The sequence below is a fragment of the Shimia sp. genome, from assembly GCF_965227725.1.
Lineage (GTDB): Bacteria > Pseudomonadota > Alphaproteobacteria > Rhodobacterales > Rhodobacteraceae > Shimia.
In genome coordinates, this window is record NZ_CBDDGH010000006.1 from 110609 (window position 1) to 126011 (window position 15403).

The 15403-nt window shown below is 59.1% G+C and carries 14 protein-coding genes; 5 read left to right on the plus strand and 9 right to left on the minus strand.

Annotated elements, in window-relative coordinates:
* The first annotated feature begins 63 nt into the window (after nucleotides 1-63).
* Nucleotides 64-1086, plus strand: a complete 1023-nt coding sequence (locus tag ACO07T_RS18495; RefSeq protein ID WP_422050599.1) for an ester cyclase — start codon at nucleotides 64-66, stop codon at nucleotides 1084-1086.
* On the plus strand, nucleotides 1076-1951 hold the full coding sequence (locus ACO07T_RS18500; protein WP_422050600.1) for an amidohydrolase family protein: 876 nt from the start codon (nucleotides 1076-1078) through the stop codon (nucleotides 1949-1951). The genes ACO07T_RS18495 and ACO07T_RS18500 overlap by 11 nt, the downstream gene beginning before the upstream one ends.
* 10 nt (nucleotides 1952-1961) lie before the next feature.
* Here the strand turns inward: ACO07T_RS18500 and ACO07T_RS18505 are convergent, their stop codons facing one another.
* The 3 genes from ACO07T_RS18505 to ACO07T_RS18515 all read right to left on the minus strand — a co-directional run bounded on the left by ACO07T_RS18505 (nucleotide 1962) and on the right by ACO07T_RS18515 (nucleotide 4210).
* On the minus strand, nucleotides 1962-2759 hold the full coding sequence (locus ACO07T_RS18505; RefSeq protein ID WP_422050601.1) for a sulfotransferase: 798 nt from the start codon (nucleotides 2757-2759) through the stop codon (nucleotides 1962-1964).
* A 261-nt stretch (nucleotides 2760-3020) separates the two neighbouring features.
* Nucleotides 3021-3380 (minus strand): MAPEG family protein, encoded by a 360-nt coding sequence (locus ACO07T_RS18510; RefSeq protein WP_422050602.1) that lies wholly within the window; start codon nucleotides 3378-3380, stop codon nucleotides 3021-3023.
* A 65-nt stretch (nucleotides 3381-3445) separates the two neighbouring features.
* Complete coding sequence (locus tag ACO07T_RS18515) at nucleotides 3446-4210, minus strand: alpha/beta fold hydrolase (protein WP_422050603.1); 765 nt, start codon at nucleotides 4208-4210, stop codon at nucleotides 3446-3448.
* 101 nt (nucleotides 4211-4311) lie between these two features.
* Here ACO07T_RS18515 and ACO07T_RS18520 point away from each other — a divergent pair, with 101 nt between their 5' ends.
* Nucleotides 4312-5214, plus strand: a complete 903-nt coding sequence (locus ACO07T_RS18520) for a cupin domain-containing protein (protein ID WP_422050604.1) — start codon at nucleotides 4312-4314, stop codon at nucleotides 5212-5214.
* A 144-nt stretch (nucleotides 5215-5358) separates the two neighbouring features.
* Here ACO07T_RS18520 and ACO07T_RS18525 read toward each other — a convergent pair whose 3' ends face one another.
* Nucleotides 5359-8802, minus strand: coding sequence for an SdrD B-like domain-containing protein (locus tag ACO07T_RS18525; RefSeq protein WP_422050605.1), 3444 nt, complete (start codon nucleotides 8800-8802; stop codon nucleotides 5359-5361).
* 670 nt (nucleotides 8803-9472) lie between these two features.
* Between ACO07T_RS18525 and ACO07T_RS18530 the strand changes: the two genes are divergently transcribed.
* Both ACO07T_RS18530 and ACO07T_RS18535 read left to right on the plus strand, forming a co-directional pair.
* Nucleotides 9473-10108, plus strand: coding sequence for a hypothetical protein (locus tag ACO07T_RS18530; RefSeq protein WP_422050606.1), 636 nt, complete (start codon nucleotides 9473-9475; stop codon nucleotides 10106-10108).
* Between the two features lie 3 nt (nucleotides 10109-10111).
* Nucleotides 10112-11005, plus strand: a complete 894-nt coding sequence (locus ACO07T_RS18535; protein WP_422050607.1) for a hypothetical protein — start codon at nucleotides 10112-10114, stop codon at nucleotides 11003-11005.
* On the opposite strand, the gene ACO07T_RS18540 is transcribed toward ACO07T_RS18535, so the two are convergent.
* The 5 genes from ACO07T_RS18540 to ACO07T_RS18560 all read right to left on the minus strand — a co-directional run bounded on the left by ACO07T_RS18540 (nucleotide 10913) and on the right by ACO07T_RS18560 (nucleotide 15241).
* Entirely contained in the window at nucleotides 10913-12007 is a 1095-nt protein-coding gene (locus tag ACO07T_RS18540; RefSeq protein WP_422050608.1) for a glycosyltransferase, read from the minus strand. The genes ACO07T_RS18535 and ACO07T_RS18540 overlap by 93 nt on opposite strands.
* A gap of 1 nt (nucleotide 12008) precedes the next feature.
* The gene (locus ACO07T_RS18545) at nucleotides 12009-12962 is read right to left on the minus strand and encodes a glycosyltransferase family 2 protein (RefSeq protein WP_247738901.1); all 954 of its coding nucleotides are present in this window, start codon (nucleotides 12960-12962) and stop codon (nucleotides 12009-12011) included.
* Nucleotides 12963-13145: 183 nt separating this feature from the next.
* Nucleotides 13146-13310: an LPXTG cell wall anchor domain-containing protein gene (locus ACO07T_RS18550; RefSeq protein WP_422050609.1), complete on the minus strand. Its 165-nt coding sequence runs from the start codon at nucleotides 13308-13310 to the stop codon at nucleotides 13146-13148.
* Between the two features lies 1 nt (nucleotide 13311).
* Nucleotides 13312-13638: a hypothetical protein gene (locus ACO07T_RS18555; protein ID WP_422050610.1), complete on the minus strand. Its 327-nt coding sequence runs from the start codon at nucleotides 13636-13638 to the stop codon at nucleotides 13312-13314.
* A 13-nt stretch (nucleotides 13639-13651) separates the two neighbouring features.
* Nucleotides 13652-15241 carry a GMC oxidoreductase gene (locus ACO07T_RS18560; protein WP_422050611.1) on the minus strand — a complete coding sequence of 530 codons (1590 nt, stop codon included), beginning with the start codon at nucleotides 15239-15241 and terminating at the stop codon, nucleotides 13652-13654.
* Nucleotides 15242-15403: the final 162 nt, after the last annotated feature.

A 15403-nucleotide genomic window follows, 5' to 3' on the forward strand; every position in this document is an offset into this window, starting at 1 on the left:
AACGACTCCGGAAGCCGCGTTGTTAAATGCGCGGCAAATACATGTTTAATATGGGAAAATCACATGGGTGATGTTCAAGAGGCCAAGCACATTATTCGGGCATTTTATGCCGATCTGGACGCTGCTCCGGCGGAGGGCGCGGCGGAGGTGATGGCCAAATACTGTGATTCTGAGCTGTTGTGGCGTGGATTTCATCCCTTTGACGAGATCCGAGGCGCGCGCGCCGTGGGCACCAAATTCTGGACCCCGCTGCGCCAGAGCCTGACACGGATGCAGCGCAGGATGGACATCTTTTTTGCCGCGCAGAACCGGTTTGACGATCAGGGCGGTGTCTGGGTGAGCTCGATGGGGCATCTGATGGGGCTGTTTGATCAGCCGTGGCTGGGCATTGCTCCCACCGGCAAGATGGCCTTTCTGCGCTATTGCGCCTTTCATCGGGTGTTGGATGGCAAGATTGTCGAGACAGCGATGTACTTCGACATCCCGCATTTGATGGTGCAGGCGGGTTTGCAGCCTTTCCCGGAGCAGACCGCTGCGCAACTGGTGCAGCCCGGCCCGCTGACCCATGACGGGTTGCTTTATGAGGCGCAGCCCGCAGAGGAAGGCACCAAGACTCTGGCGGCGATTGAAGCGATGATTGGCGATTTGGGGCAATGGGACAATCCGCTGCCGCTGGAAGAAGAGCTGGCGCTGACGTGGCATGACGACATGATCTGGTGGGGGCCAACGGGGATTGGCGCGACCTACACCATTGAACGCTATGCCAAACAGCATTCCGGCCCGTTCCGGGCAGGCTTCACCGAGCGCTCCAAGACCAATCACATCTGCCGCATGGCGGAAGGGCATTATGGCGGCTTCTTTGGCTGGCCCAATTTCACCGCCGTACCCAGCGGCGGGTTTATGGGCATGCCCGCAACCGGCAAGGCCGGGGAGTTTCGCGTGATCGACATCTATCGCCGCGAGGGCGACAAGCTGGCGGAGAACTGGATTTTCATCGATCTGCTGCATTTCTGGAAACAGCAGGGCGTGGATATTCTGGCGCGGACCACCGGCATTTCTGGTACGGGAGCAGCACATGCGGATTGATGCACATCACCACCTTTGGGATCTGAAGGCGGTCAGCTATCCGTGGCTGATGGCCAAAGGCGTGGCGCGGTTTTTTGGCGATCCGGCCCCGATCCAGCGGGACTACCTGATCGCGGAGTTTCGCGAAGATGCGGCGGCGCAGGGTTTTGCTGGCTCGGTGCATATTCAGGTGGGGGCCGAGGATGGTCTGGCAGAGGCGCGCTGGGTGCAGACCGTGGCAGAAGAGACGCCGGATTGGCCGATGGCGCAGGTTGTCTTTTGCGATCTGACCGCGCCGGATCTGGACGCGCAGCTGGATGCGTTTCAGGCGCTTTCGACCGTGCGCGGAGTGCGCCAGATTGTCGGACGCGCGCCCGGTGAGGATGCGGTGACCGGCACCAATGTGCTGCTCGATGATCCGGCGTTTTTGCGCGGATTACAGATGGCCGGTGCGCGCGGGCTGTCCTTTGATTTGCAGCTGATCCCGGAGCTGATGGAGAAGACTGCGGGGGTGTTGGCGCAGGCCCCTGAGACGCAGGTGGCGCTTTGTCATGCGGGCAGTCCGCATGACCGCAGTGCGGCCGGTTTGGCACAATGGGCCAAGCAAATGAAGGCGCTTTCCGCGCTGCCTCAGGTGACGTGCAAGCTTTCGGGGCTGGGCATGTTTGATCACGGCTGGACGGTGGATAGCATCCGCCCGATCGTGGCGGAATGCCTTGCGCAGTTTGGGGCATCGCGGGTGATGTTTGGGTCAAACTTTCCTGTCGACAGCCTCTCGTCAGACTACGCGACGCTTGCTGACGCCATGCGCGAGTTGGTGCCCGAGGCGGACCATGAAGAGGTCTTTGGCGGCACGGCGGCAAAGTTTTACAGGATGGGGGCGTGATCGGGGCGGATCACGCCTCAAACAGGGGCGCGTAGCGGGTGCCCGCAAAGGCGTCCTTGAGTTCGGCGAAGTTTTTGACAACTTCGGACTTGGGGCGCTTGTTCTGTTTGGACATTTTGGAGTGAAACGGCGCTGGCGGGACATCGAGAAAGGCACAAAGGCGCTGCATCTCGGCCTCTTTCTGGGCCACCAGATCTTCGTAGGTCATCTGCAAAAGCCGTGAGGGCGGGAACGCCTCGGCAATCCGCGTCTCCCAGCTTTCCAGCCATTCAAAACGGTCCCGGACCCAATCCACAGGCAGCTCCAGCGTGCGGTCGCCATAAGACCCGCCGACCCATTCGCCGCTCTCATAAGCCAGGCGCGTTGAAATGAGGACGGCGAGTTTGTCTTTGCGTCTGAGGTGGATGAGCCGGATGTCCTCTGCGGCGCGCAGATAAGGCAGCACGCCGCTGGTGTCGCTGATCCCGAATTTCTCGCCATAGTCGCTTTCGAGATGGCGATAGAGCAGTTTGACACCAACGATGTCTTCGTTGGACATGCGCGACAGGCGGCGTTCGAGATAGGATTGTGCTCCCGCGCCGGTGATCCGGCGGCGGACCGCTGCGCTTTGCAATTGGTATTCGCCGATGATTTCCCCGTGCTGCCGGGTTTTGGGGATGCTTTTGATCAGGGAGACCAGCAGGTTGGAGCCTGACCGTCCGGCGGAGAGGATGGCGTATTTCTTGACCGGGGGCAGGAAGAGATCGGAGATCCGTCCGGCTGAGGCGTGCAGGCAATCTTTGATCAACGCGGCGTTGGCAGGTTTCATGGCGTCTGGAACAGCAGTTTGGAAAAAATTTCAAATTCAAAAATTCTGTGCGGGCGGACAAAAATCGCGTCCGGCGCAGGGGTAAGTTCAGCACAGGTTGCCCCTTGTCGCAAACGAATTTGGCTGTCGGGCCGCGCTCTGAGAGCGGGTGTTGCAACTTTGGAAGGTTCTGCCTGCAAAACCTGCGTCGCTGTTGGCAGAGAAAGCCCCTGAGGGGCTTTCTTGTTGGTGAGAGAGGTCTCTCCAGAGGGCAATCAGGCCTTAGCCGATGTGCTGCGCCATCATCACGAGGCCCACGAGGCTGATCGCCCAGACGATGGTCCGCAGATAGGGCACGCCGGTGAGGTAGAGGGCCACATGAGCCACGCGCGCAATCAGGAAGATGGTTGCTCCGAGCACCGCGCCTTCGGCGTTGAGTGTCAGCAGGGCCAGCGGCAGAAAGAGGATCATGGCCTCGCCCACGTTGACCAAGGCGCGCTCTGCGCGGCCCACCAGAACGGTGGTTGCGGGCATCTCGTCACGGGCGTTGAAGGAGGCGGGGTTGCCGCGGTAGCGGAAGGTGACCGGCAGCAGGGTTTGCACAAAATAGAGGATCAGTGCGGCCAAAATCAGTGTGGTCATTGGGGTGGTCCTTTGTTGGAGGAGGTTGTGGCCCTGAGGCCAAAGAAAGGGAGAAAGGCAGGCTGTTACTGGGAAGAGGCGGCTTGAACGGCGTTCAAAATCACCTCGGCAACGGCCTCCGGCTGGGCGAGCATGGCCACATGGCTTGAGGACACAGTTGTGACGTCGGCGCCGATTTTCTGGGCGAAGTAGCCTTGGATCTGGGCCGGAATGATCTGGTCATTTTCCGCAATCACATAGCTGGAGGGCTTGAGGGTCCATGCCGCCACAGAGAGCGCATCCTGATTGGTGTCATATTTGAGGGGGGCTTGGGTCACCGCCATCACAGCGGTTTCTGAGGCTGGCAGGTCAGGGGCAAAGAACTCGGAGATGCCGGTGGCGGTCAGGCGCAGATATCCGGCTCCATCCGGGTAGATTTCTGACTGCCACGGCGCGGCGGGCTGATCTTTGGTAAGATCTGACAGTGATTGCCCCGCCTCCATGGCAAAACCCGCGACATAGACGAGGTGTTCGACCTTTTCATGGGCGCCGGCCTCTGTGATGACGCTGCCGCCATAGGAATGCCCGACCAGAACCACCGGCCCGTCCTGTAGCTCGACCAGCCGGGTGACGGTTGCGGCGTCTTCTTGCAGGTCGGCCAGCGCAAGTTGCGCGGCGCTGACGGAAACCCCGGCGTCTTGCAGGATCGGGATGACCCTGTGCCAGGCAGTTCCGTCGGAAAATGCGCCGTGAACAAGCACGACGGAGGCGTTTTCTGCGGCGGCGGAGACAGGCAAAGACAGGGCGAGTGCGGCGGCGACGCTGCGGAACTTGCTGAGAGCAATAGACATTTTGGATGACCTCACGACAGGGTTAGCATTGCCAAGAGAGGTATGGGGTCAGAAGGGATTTGCCGATGACGGAAACGCCGGAAGTGTTAGCAGAAACTCCAATGTTTGAGACGGACGCCTTCTCTGAGGTGCTCGACATTGTGCATGTGCGTGGGGAAAGCGCCCGTGTGATCACGCCTGAGACGCCATTGGCCTTTGCGGTGCCACCGGGCAAGCCGTGTGTGTACATTCTTCAGCAGGGGGCATTGGACATCACCCCGGCGGGCGGGGCGACGGTGACCTTGCAGGAAAAGCAGATCGCGTTGATGCTGCAAGGCACGGCGCATGATGTTGTGTTTCGTGACCCAGCTTTGAACGCGCGGCAGGCCACGCTGATTGATCCTGAGAGCGGGGACCGGCTGCGCCCGGCAATCCATTGTTTTTGCGGCAGCTTCACGGTGGATGGGGATCTGGCCGAGCGCGTGTTGCAGTCATTGCCGCAGGTGATCGTGCTGGACGGTCTGACGGAAGACCCTATCGAATGGCTTGATGAAATGTGCGGCTTGGTGCTGCGCGAGCTGGGCGCGACGCAGCCGGGGGCAAGTTTGATGGTGTCCCGGCTTTTGGATTTGCTGCTGGTGGTTATTCTCAGACGCTGGGCGCAATCTGATGACAGCTTGCCTGGCTGGCTGGCGGCGGCGAAAGATGAGCGGATCGCGCGGGCGATTGCGGCGATTCACTCCAACAGCGGCAGCAATCTGAGCAATGCGGAGCTGGCGGATATTGCCGGGATGTCGGTGTCCAACTTTGCGGATCGGTTCAAACAGGTGATGGGGCAGGGGCCGGGGGCCTATCTGAGGGGGTGGCGGCTGGATCAGGCCGCTGAGGCGTTGTTGCATTCCAGCGCATCGATTGAGGCGATTGCAGATCGGGTGGGCTATGCCTCAAAAGAGGCGTTCAGCCGCGCGTTTCAGGCGAAGTTCGGGCAGTCTCCCTCGGCCTGGCGCGCGGCGCGGCACGCTTGACCCGCGACCGGACAAAGAAAAGCTCCCGAAGGTTTTTCGGGAGCTTTTGATGTTGTCGCCAATGCGCTGTGAGGCTGAGGTAAGTCCAAGAGGCGCATCACGAGTTGAGGGTGAGCAGGCCCCCGATTGAGGGCCTGATCTGTCTTAGATGAGCACCACTTCCTCGAAGTTGCGGATGTCGAGATCCAGCGTGGAGAAGCTGAAGGTGTCTGTGAGGATGCTGCCATCGTTGATGCTGCCCGCTGCGGGCGCATTGAGGGCAACCAGAGCGAGGTAGGCGTCGACTTCGGCCTGAACCGCAACCGCATCGGCACCGTCCAGCTCGATTTCGAGGCGGTCGATCCCGCTTTCTCCATCGAGGAAGTCCCGTTCCCCTGCATCGCTGGCTTCTGACCAGATGAACTCGTCGGCACCAGCGCCACCAAGGATCACATCTGCGCCGTCGTTGGGGCTGAGGAAGCGGTCATCACCCGCGCCGCCGGAGACATAATCCGAGCCCTGCAGGCCGCGGATGAAGTCATCGCCGTCGCCGCCAAAGAGTGTGTCGTCACCGGCCTGACCGGCAAGTGCGTCGTTGCCGATGCCACCCAAGGCGAGGTCGGCCTGACCGTCGGCGTTGATGGTGTCGTCGCCTTCGCCGCCGAGCAGGGTGTCAAAGCCAGCGGTGCCCCGCAGGTTGTCGTCGCCCCGGCCGCCTTCGATGAAGTCGTCACCGCCGCGGCCTTCGATGGTGTCTTCGCCGCGTGTGCCAAGGATGTTTTCATCCAGACCCGTGCCGGTGAAGCTGACCCCGTTTTCACCCAGAGGCTCGACCAGCACGATGGTGCTTGGGTCCGCCGGGTCCAGTGTTGGGACGTCGCCGACCTGCACTTCGACCGTGCGGACAAAGCCGACACCGTTGGTGACGGTGTAGTTGAAGGAGTCATAGCCGGTGAAGTTCGCGCCAGCCGTGTAGGTCACGGTGCCATCCGCTTCGAGCACCACGGTGCCGTAGCCGCCGTTGTTGACCTGAGCGACCTCAAGCATGCCTTCGCTGAGCTCGATGTCATTGGCGAGCACGTCGATGTTGACCGAACCACCCGCGCCCGGTGCGGCCACCTGATCGCTGGTGCCGCCTGGTACAAGCTCTTCCACGGCCACGGTCATATCATCAAACTGCAGGAATTCGATGTTGCGCAAGCGGTCAACGCCATCCACGGAGGTGATGATCAGCTCGCCGGTGAAGATGTCGACGATTTGGATGTCGGCATCGGCAAAGTTGCCGCCAAACACCGCGGTGTCGACCTCGCCGTCGCCGTTGAGATCGTCATTGCCAGCGCCGCCGATCAGGATGTCATTCTCGGATCCGCCGTTGAGATCATCCTCACCTTCGCCACCTTCCAGCAGGTCGTCATAGCTGCCGCCTTCGAGGGTGTCGTTGCCGCCGTTGCCCATCAGGGTGTCTTCGCCGGAGAAGCCGATGATGCTGTCATCGGTTTCACAGCCCACCAGCAGGTCAAAACCGCCAACCGGAGAGTTTTCATCGGCCTGGCTGGTGCCTTCGATCAGGCCGCAGCGCAGGATGCCGGCGTCCAGTGTGAGGTTGGATTCGCCTTCGGCCAGGGTGACCACCTGTGTCATCGCGAAATCAGCGCTCATTGGCACCGCATCGGAATCGCGCGCATCATCGCCGCCCTGATTGGCCGCTGTGAAGGCAAAGCCCTCAGGCAGGATGAAGCCGACCTTGTAGTCGCCTGCGGCGAGACCGGTGAAGAGATAGTTGCCGTTCTCATCGGTCATCTGCTCAGCGAGCAACATGCCAGAGGCGGTCAGGAGCTGTACGGTGACGCCCTGCACGCCCTGTTCGCGGCCGTTAAAGAACGGATCGAATTCCTCGTCGTTGAGAATGCCGTCGCCAAACAGGTCCAGCCAGACGGTGTCGCCCAGCTCTGCGGTCATCGGGTCGGTGTCACGCACACCGGCGTCATTGTCGCCAGTGTCTTCGCCGGACACCACGGTGATGTTTTCAATCACGGACATGGTGGTGTCGCCGATGGCGTCGCTGTCGGAGGTGTCATCCGCGCCAACATTTGGGTTCACCAGCTCTTTGCCAACCAGCACGGCATCCGGGTCTTCGAATTTGACGCCATAGGTGCCGGGCTCCAGATCAGAGAACTGATAGTTACCATCCGCATCGGTCAGAGTGGTGATGGCGTTGCCGCCAGCGTCCAGTACCGGATCGCCATTCACGTCGAGCAAGGTGACAAGCACACCCTGGATGCCAGGTTCGTCGCCGTTGTTGTTGTCGAGGTCATCTCTGTCCACGTCGCAGAAATAGCGCCCGGAGAGGGAGCCGGGATCTTCTTTCACGCAGACGCCGAGGTCGATGTCGGTCTCGCTGTCCGCGGTGACAGAGACCACGCCGGACATGCCGTTTTCATCCACGTCGGAATCTATGCTGTCATCTGCGCCAGCGTCCTGAATGGTGAATTCCGTGCCATCCGGGGCAACGCCCATGATTTTGTAGTCGCCTACAGGGACGTCATCGAAACGGTAGTTGCCATCCGCATCGGTCTGGGTGGTTGCAACCACATTGCCGTCCAGATCCAGAAGCTTGATGGTCACGCCCGCTTTTGTTGGCTCAGACACCACTTCGGTCTGATCTTGACCTTCCAGAACGATGTTGTCGATGCGGACAAATTCGTAGTCATCGCCATAGGCGCGGAGCGTGACGTCCTGACCAGATTCAATCGGAACATCTTTGATCACATAGGTGGAGAAGCTACCATCGTTTGAGCCCCAGCCATCGGTGTCTGCATCCAGACGGATGGCTTCGACGATCTGGCCGCCGACCTTAAGCTTGATGACGCTCTGGCCGTCTTTTTCGTCCTGCACACGGATTTTTACGTCATAGACGCCGGTTTTGCCGTCAAAGGTGGTGCAAAGTTCACCATAGCCGCCCGCGCAGTAGAGCTTGACCAGTTCGCCACCGGAGGCCTGCGTGCCTTCGACAGTTTTGAAGCCGTAGCTGGCCATGTCTTCGGCTTCGATGGTGTAGTCGCAGCCGGGGATGACGGTGACTTCGCCATTGATGCCGTCACAATCCACATCGCAGAAGACGGTGCCGGAGATCGCGCCGGTTTCGACCTTTTCGCCTGCGCTGAGGCATTTGTAGTCGACCCAGTTGCTTTTCACGTTGCAGGTTTTGACAACGGTCAGCTCGGTGCCTTCCGGCGGCACTTCACCGTAGAAGCTGAAATAATCGTCGCCTGCGCCGGGGGCGTTGTGATCTTCGATTTCGATTTCGATCATGTAATAGGTCTGGCCATCCGAGCCTTTCAGCACGTGATAGCTTTCCGCATACATCTGACCGCCAACCTGCTCACCGTCGACATAGGCCTGTTGACCGGAGCGGTCGTTGGCATGCTCATTGCGGCAGTTGTCGCCGGAGAGGAAGTAATCGTTGTCTTTGGTTGAGAGACAGACTGTCGCGCTGTCAGGCATGGTGAATTTATCGCCACAGCCGATGCTGGAGCCGTTGCCGCCCTGATCCAGAAGATCGGATTCCTTGAGAGCGGTCCATTCATATTCGCGGTAATAGTATGACACTGTTAATTCCCCCTAATTACTCGCAACAAACGCGTATTTTCGCCAAATAAGCGGGAGAGTAGCGGAGCGGGGATTCAGAGCGGAATTGCGCCGAATGTTAAACAAATAAGTCCACTTTGATGGACCGAACATCAAAGAGGCAAAAGTATAAATTTTATGCAGGCAAAAAATGGTCCTGCGGTTTGGAATTGTTAAATTCCCCCGATATTCCGCCTGTTTGGTTACCCTTCCCACAGACACATCACAAATAAGATACGGAGATTTCAGCGGCGTCAATAAGTATTAATAATCTATTAAAAAAACATTTAAAATTAGAGGCTTGTGAATTTCCAGTCAGGGTTTTGATACCTACCCAAAAGAGTAGCGTGCGGCGCGTGGCGATTGGCCGTGAAATTCGCCGCTATTTCGCGCGGTTTTTATTGACGTAGCGCGCGTCGGAGGCTGATATAGAGAAAACACATTATTGTCTCTATTTGGGCCAAATCTATTGAATAACAATGATCTAGAGGCTGCGGCTGGCGGTCTGATACGCTGTCATATTGATGGCCATGTGCATATTCATTCCGCGTTTTCTGTGGAAAAGGCGCTCGATAATGCGCGGTCGACTATGGGGTTAATGGGAAACAGTCATTCTGACGTCGGTTTTTTGTTTCTCACAGAGATATCAGGCGTGAATTTTTATGATTCTCTCCCCGAAAAGGCGGGAGAATGGGAAATCACGCCAACCCAAGAAGAGATGACCAAGGTGGCGCGCGGACCGGATGGGAGCCGCATCTATGTGGTCGCCGGGCGGCAGGTTGTGACGCAGGAAGGGCTTGAGGTTTTGCTGCATGGGACATCTGCGGCACCGCCTGACGGGGCGCCCTTGGCAGGGGTGATCAGCGCGGCGCTCGGGCAGGGGCTGCTGGTGGTGTTGCCCTGGGGCTTTGGCAAGTGGCAGGGCGCGCGGGGCGAGGTGGTGCGGTCGCTGGTTTCGCAAGCGCCGACCGATACGGGGGTCTTTGTCGCGGACAGTGGCGTGCGGATGCGTGGTGTGCAGCGGCCAGCCTTGCTGGCAGAAGCCGAAGCCCATGGCTGGCGGGTTTTGGCGGGATCTGACCCGCTGCCGTTGCCCAATCAGGAGCGGGCCGTTGGGCGCTATGGGTTTGTGGCGGACTGCGCGATAGATCCGGCACACCCGTTTGGCAGTCTGGCGGGGTGGTTGCGACAGGTTGAACGCTCGCCGGCGTGTTTTGGGGCGCTGACGACACCGGCGGCCTTTATCGCTGCGCAGGTCCGGATGCAGTTGCGAAAGCGGTTTGGCTGAGCCGTGCCTGCCACCTTGGGGCATATCGGCGCGCAGATGCTGCTCACTCGGATTGGACTGCCGCAGGCGGACTCAAAATGGATTTTGGCGGGATGTGTGATCCCGGATCTGCCGTGGATTTTGCAGCGGGTGGTGCGCGCCGTTGGCGATGTGCCCGCGATTGAGCTGCGGCTCTATGTGGTGGCGCAAAGCAGTCTGCTGATGAGCCTGGTGCTCTGCGCCTGTTTGGCGCTGTTCAGCCGGAGAGCCGTGAGCGTTTTCAATGTATTGGCCCTTGGAGTGCTGCTGCATTTTGCTTTGGATGCGCTGCAGGCAAAATGGGCCAACGGCGTGCTGCTTTTTGCGCCTTTGCATTGGGAGCCGTTGAATTTCGGGCTGTTCTGGCCGGAGGATTGGCCCACCTATGCGCTTTATGGGCTGAGCCTTGGCGTGGCGTTCTGGATGGTTTTCAGAGATGCGCCCAATGGTGAGGATTTGCTGCGCCCAAGGGGCGGGCGTGCGCGGGCTGTGGTTGTGCTATTGGCGGTTTATCTCTGTGCGCCACTCGCGATGGAGAAAGGGGCTTTCGCGGCCAATGTGCATTCCACCAAGGTACTGGCAGAGTATGACCAGCGCGTGGAGCGGGAGATTGGCATTGATCGCAACCGGATCGTGGTTGAGAACGGTGCGCCATATCTGCGTGTGTGGACCGGCGAGCGCCTTGCGCTGACAAACACAACGCTGGGCGCAGGCGCGCTTGTCTCTGTAAAAGGGGTGTTTGAGACGCCCTCAACGCTGCGGGTTGAGGACGTCCATCTGCATGCGTCAGGCGTCCGCGATATCGCTTCTTATGTCAGCCTGCTGGCGATCGCCCTGTGGTGGGGTCTCTGTGTCGCGCGGGCGCGCCGTGCGTTCTGAGGCTGCCTCTTCTGCAGCAGTGGGGCGGCCCCGCAGGACCTGATCGATCTCGTAGCTGCGCAATCTTCGGCTCGAGGAGAAGATGATGATTTCTCCGACAAGGCCGAGGGCGACGATTTGGATGCCAAGCACCAGCATCAGAACCGCGAACACCAGCGCCGGGCGGTCCGCGAGGGCTGCGCCAAAGAACAGGCGCTCAATCACCAGATAGGTGGTCAGCAGGGCGCCAACCAAGATCAGGGGCACGCCCACGGAGCCAAAGAACCGCAGGGGGCGGCGCAGGTATTTCAGGCCCACAAACAGGGTCATCAGATCCACCAGCGCGCCGACATGGGCGTGGGGTTTGAATTTGTAGATGTCCTGTTCGTTGAGGTTCTGCATCACCGTCACATCCACCTCTTTGACCTTGTAGCCTTCAGAGGCGGCGATCAGGGGCAGGAAGTGTTGGCGGACGCCCAGTTCGGAGACCTTCTGGAACACATCACGCCGACCGGCGCGGGCGCGGCAGAACACATCGCTGAAGCTTTGTTGAAACAGGGCGCGCAGCAGGCCGTGGGTGGCCCATGAGCGGAATTTCTGGATGCCGTTGCGATCCACTTTGTCGCGTTTGCCCACCACCATATCGGCATCGGCAAGCCCATCGAGCAGCGCATTGATCGAGCCCGGCTCAATTTCGCGCCACGAGGGCAGCGTGAGGACGATATCGCCCACCGCCTGACCAATGCCGTGTTTGATGGCCGCGTCTTCGCCGGCCCAAGGGCGCTGGCCAATGGATTTGAGGTTGGGCCAGCTGTCTTGCAGCGGGCTGAGCGCCTGGGTGATGCCCGACGAGGATTGCTCATAGACCACAACCAGCTCGTAAGGTTCGGGGCGGGCATCAAGCACCGGGCGGAAATCAGACAGCAGCTCTTTCAGCCCTTTGCCATCCCCATCGGCGGTGACAATCACCGTGAGAAGTTCGCTTGCCGCTTTTGCGTCATGGGTATTTTGACTGTGAATCATTTTATTCTCCATTCGGCAGCGCGGTCACGGAATGGCCGCCGAGCCAATATAATTTGTCGGGCCCAATCTGGCGGTGCACCAAGGCACAGACCACGCCGACCAAAAACAAGAAAAGGGACAGAGAGCCGCAGAGCATGGCCACCGATGTAAAGACCATGACGCTGCCGGTTTCAGCAGCGCCGGGGCCAAAGACGATGGGCCAAGCGAAGAGGCAGGTCAAAAATGCAAAGGTGACGGACAGCCCGGTGAAGCGCCGCATGGGTTTGCGCGAAAACATCAGCAGGGTTTTGATCGCAATCAGATCAAGCAGCACTTTGAAAATGCGTGACAGGCCATATTTGGACTCGCCAAATTGGCGGGCGTGGTGGCGCACGCCCACTTCGGCAATGCGCGCGCCCACGGGCAATGTCATCGCCGGAATAAAGCGGTGCATATCGGAATAGAGCGGCACCCGCTTGATGGTGTTGGCGCGGTAGACCTTGAGGGAGCAGCCGTTGTCTTTTACCGGCAGGCCAGTGACCTTGCCGATCAGACGGTTGGCAATCATCGAGGGCAACTTACGTGACAGCCATTTGTCCTGACGGTTGATGCGCCAGCCGATGACCATGTCATAGCCTTCGTCAATCTTGGCCAGCATCATGGGAATGTCTGCGGGATCGTTCTGCAGATCGCCATCCATGGTGACCAGAACCTCGCCGCGCGCATATTCAATGCCCGCCATCATCGCCGCGGTCTGTCCGTAGTTTTTGCGGAACTTCAGCACCACCACACGCGGGTCTTCTGCGGAAAGCTCCGAGAGCTTTTCAAAGCTGCTGTCGGTGGATCCGTCGTCAACAAAGATGAGTTCAAAAGACAGTTTGGACTCATCAAAAACGGTGGCGACTTTCTGATAGAGCAGCCCCACACTTTCTTCCTCGTTCAAAATTGGAACGATGACAGAGTATTTAACGGTCAAAGTATGACTCCTGACCAAAACAAAAGAATTAAAAATACCTAAAGCAAAATGCCTTCGAATTGGCTCAAACTCTAGCAACCGCTGTGGGCTGTGGCAATTGCGGAGTGAGGTGACACGTTCACGCAACACCTTGGGCAGTGAAAATAGGCAAAAACCGCTGTGGAATTGGACAATACCGTTGGCTTAATTGGCTTTGTTTCCATTGCGGCGTTTGCGGCCGAATAAAAGAAAACCCAGAGTCGCAATAAGCGCGCCGATCACGGTGCCGGAATAGAGGCTTCCAGGGACAAAAACGGACAGGAAGAGACCCCAGGCGGCGATCAGAATCAGAAGGATCAATACCCGCATGTCAGGCCCCTTCTTCCTGCAAAACGATCAATGCGCAGACGCAGGCTTCGGTGCGGCTCATCACCCAGCCATCGACCTGAACGGTGGCGCCTGCGGCAAAATCCTCCGCGACTTTTGCGTTTAGGGAACCGGTGTGATCTGACAGGTGCGCGTGGGAAAGTAAGCCAAGTGCAGCGCGCAAGGCCGCAGGGTCCGCCGGTACAGCCTTTTGCACAAGGGCGGCGCGGCCGATCTCTTTGAGCGCGTCCAGAGAGGGATTGGGCACGGCTTTGGCAAGCGAGGCCACCGGGCTGAGGGCGGCGGCCAGAAGCAAGTCACGTCGTTTCATGTTTTCGCCCTCCTTACAGGGTGCCTGCGCGTGCGTCGGCTTTGAATTTGTCTGCCATGCGGATCGACAGGGCAGCGATTGTCACGGTCGGGTTGGCGTAGCCATTGGTGGGGAACACAGATGAGCTGCTGATGAAGAGGTTGCTGATGCCGTGCACCTGACAGTCGGCGTTCACCACGCCGGTGTCCGGCCCTTCCGACATGCGGGTGGTGCCGCAGTGGTGTTTGCCGCGGGCGACAAAGCTTGGCCAGTCGTAGTCCTCGCTGAGTACATCGGTCCAGACGCGGCCTGCGCCTGTGCGGCTGATCTCTGAGGCGAGCAGTTCTGTGGCGCGTTTGACGGTGCGCATTTCCTGATCCGTGAGCTGCCAGTTCAGCGCGATCTGGCGCTGGCCAAAGCGGTCTGTTTCTTCCACCAGATGCACGGTGCTGTCGTAGTTTGGCACGCATTCAAATCCAAGCCACGGGCCAACCCATTCGCGGGTGATCAGATCATCCCTTGTATCAAGGGCGCGTCGCCAGATGCCGTTGACCGCGCCATCCAGATCGGTCAGCACATTCTGGATATGCGGCGCAAGGCCGTTGCCCTTGCCGCGGAGCTGTTTGGTAAGCTGGCCAATGGCCAGATCGCCGGGGGAGCGCGCGGCGGGGAACATGTGGAAAATGAAGCTCGCGATCTGTTCGCGCCGGAGCAGATCATCTGACGGCACAATGGCCGCAAACATGCCGCCCACATCGTCAAACTCGTAAGGCTCGGCATAAAGATCGATGTTGGGGGCGTTGCGGCCCGCCAGAATGCGCGCGGCCGGGCGGATGGCGGCGTGGTCTGCAAAGAAACGGCCCACAAGGTCGTTGCCGTTGCCGATCCCGGTGTTTTGCACCTTGTCGGACAGAAGCATCAGGCGCGGGATTTCGATGCCGCCCATGCAGAGGACATAACGCTTGGCCTCGCAGCGCAGTCTTGGGCCGTCGATGCAGGCAAGATCAATGCCCGTGATCTCGGAGGCGGTGGATGTGCTGTCGATGTTGAGCGCATTGGCGTTGAGAAACACCGTGACATTCTCAGACGCCCGGAGCGCGTCCTCATAGGTATAGCCAAATGCCGTTGGCGGGCTTTGGTTGATGGAGACGTTTTCCAGAAGATCCGGGTTGAGGTCAAAGAGGTCAAAGCCAAGACGGTCCGCCCAATAAGCGATGTCATAAGGGCGCTCTTCATGAAGCTCGAAATAGGGCTGTGCGCGGTCATAGAACGGGGCGACGTCATCATAGGTGATGGGCCAGCCAGACCATTTCATCCAGTCGCGCACCTCAAAATCCACCGGTGCCAGACGCATGGCGTGGCCGCTCCAGTGGTTTGAAGAGCCGCCGAGAAAGCGCAGGCGGGCCTCATCCAGCGGGTCATACTGAAAGCCGAGGTTCGGCCCCTTGTAGAGTTGTTGGGTTTCATCCTCATAATAGATGCCGCCGCTTTCAATCAGGGCAATTTTTAGAGGGGAGCCAGAGAGTTCCAGTGCAAGGGTGATGCCCGCAGGGCCACCGCCGACGATGCAGATGTCGGCGTCGATAACCTCGCCGTCAGGTAAGCTGCGAGCGTCAATAATCATCTCGTCTTCACAATATGCTATGTCAAAATTTGAGGGCGGGGCCCTCCTTAAAATCTAAGGCCACGTTAGGTCGTGGTAGCGGTTTGTGGCAAGTTGTTTGCGCCAGAAAGCACGCGGGGGCGTGGTTTTGATACATCGGTGCGGCTCAAAAGCCCAAACGGG

Excerpts from the sequence above, each read along its gene's own strand:
- ACO07T_RS18495 (WP_422050599.1), top strand. The coding sequence starts at position 64 with ATGGGTGATGTTCAAGAGGCCAAGCACATTATTCGGGCATTTTATGCC.
- ACO07T_RS18500 (WP_422050600.1), top strand. The coding sequence starts at position 1,076 with ATGCGGATTGATGCACATCACCACCTTTGGGATCTGAAGGCGGTCAGC.
- ACO07T_RS18505 (WP_422050601.1), bottom strand. The coding sequence starts at position 2,759 with ATGAAACCTGCCAACGCCGCGTTGATCAAAGATTGCCTGCACGCCTCA.
- ACO07T_RS18510 (WP_422050602.1), bottom strand. The coding sequence starts at position 3,380 with ATGACCACACTGATTTTGGCCGCACTGATCCTCTATTTTGTGCAAACC.
- ACO07T_RS18515 (WP_422050603.1), bottom strand. The coding sequence starts at position 4,210 with ATGTCTATTGCTCTCAGCAAGTTCCGCAGCGTCGCCGCCGCACTCGCC.
- ACO07T_RS18520 (WP_422050604.1), top strand. The coding sequence starts at position 4,312 with ATGTTTGAGACGGACGCCTTCTCTGAGGTGCTCGACATTGTGCATGTG.
- ACO07T_RS18540 (WP_422050608.1), bottom strand. The coding sequence starts at position 12,007 with ATGATTCACAGTCAAAATACCCATGACGCAAAAGCGGCAAGCGAACTT.
- ACO07T_RS18550 (WP_422050609.1), bottom strand. The coding sequence starts at position 13,310 with ATGCGGGTATTGATCCTTCTGATTCTGATCGCCGCCTGGGGTCTCTTC.
- ACO07T_RS18555 (WP_422050610.1), bottom strand. The coding sequence starts at position 13,638 with ATGAAACGACGTGACTTGCTTCTGGCCGCCGCCCTCAGCCCGGTGGCC.
- ACO07T_RS18560 (WP_422050611.1), bottom strand. The coding sequence starts at position 15,241 with ATGATTATTGACGCTCGCAGCTTACCTGACGGCGAGGTTATCGACGCC.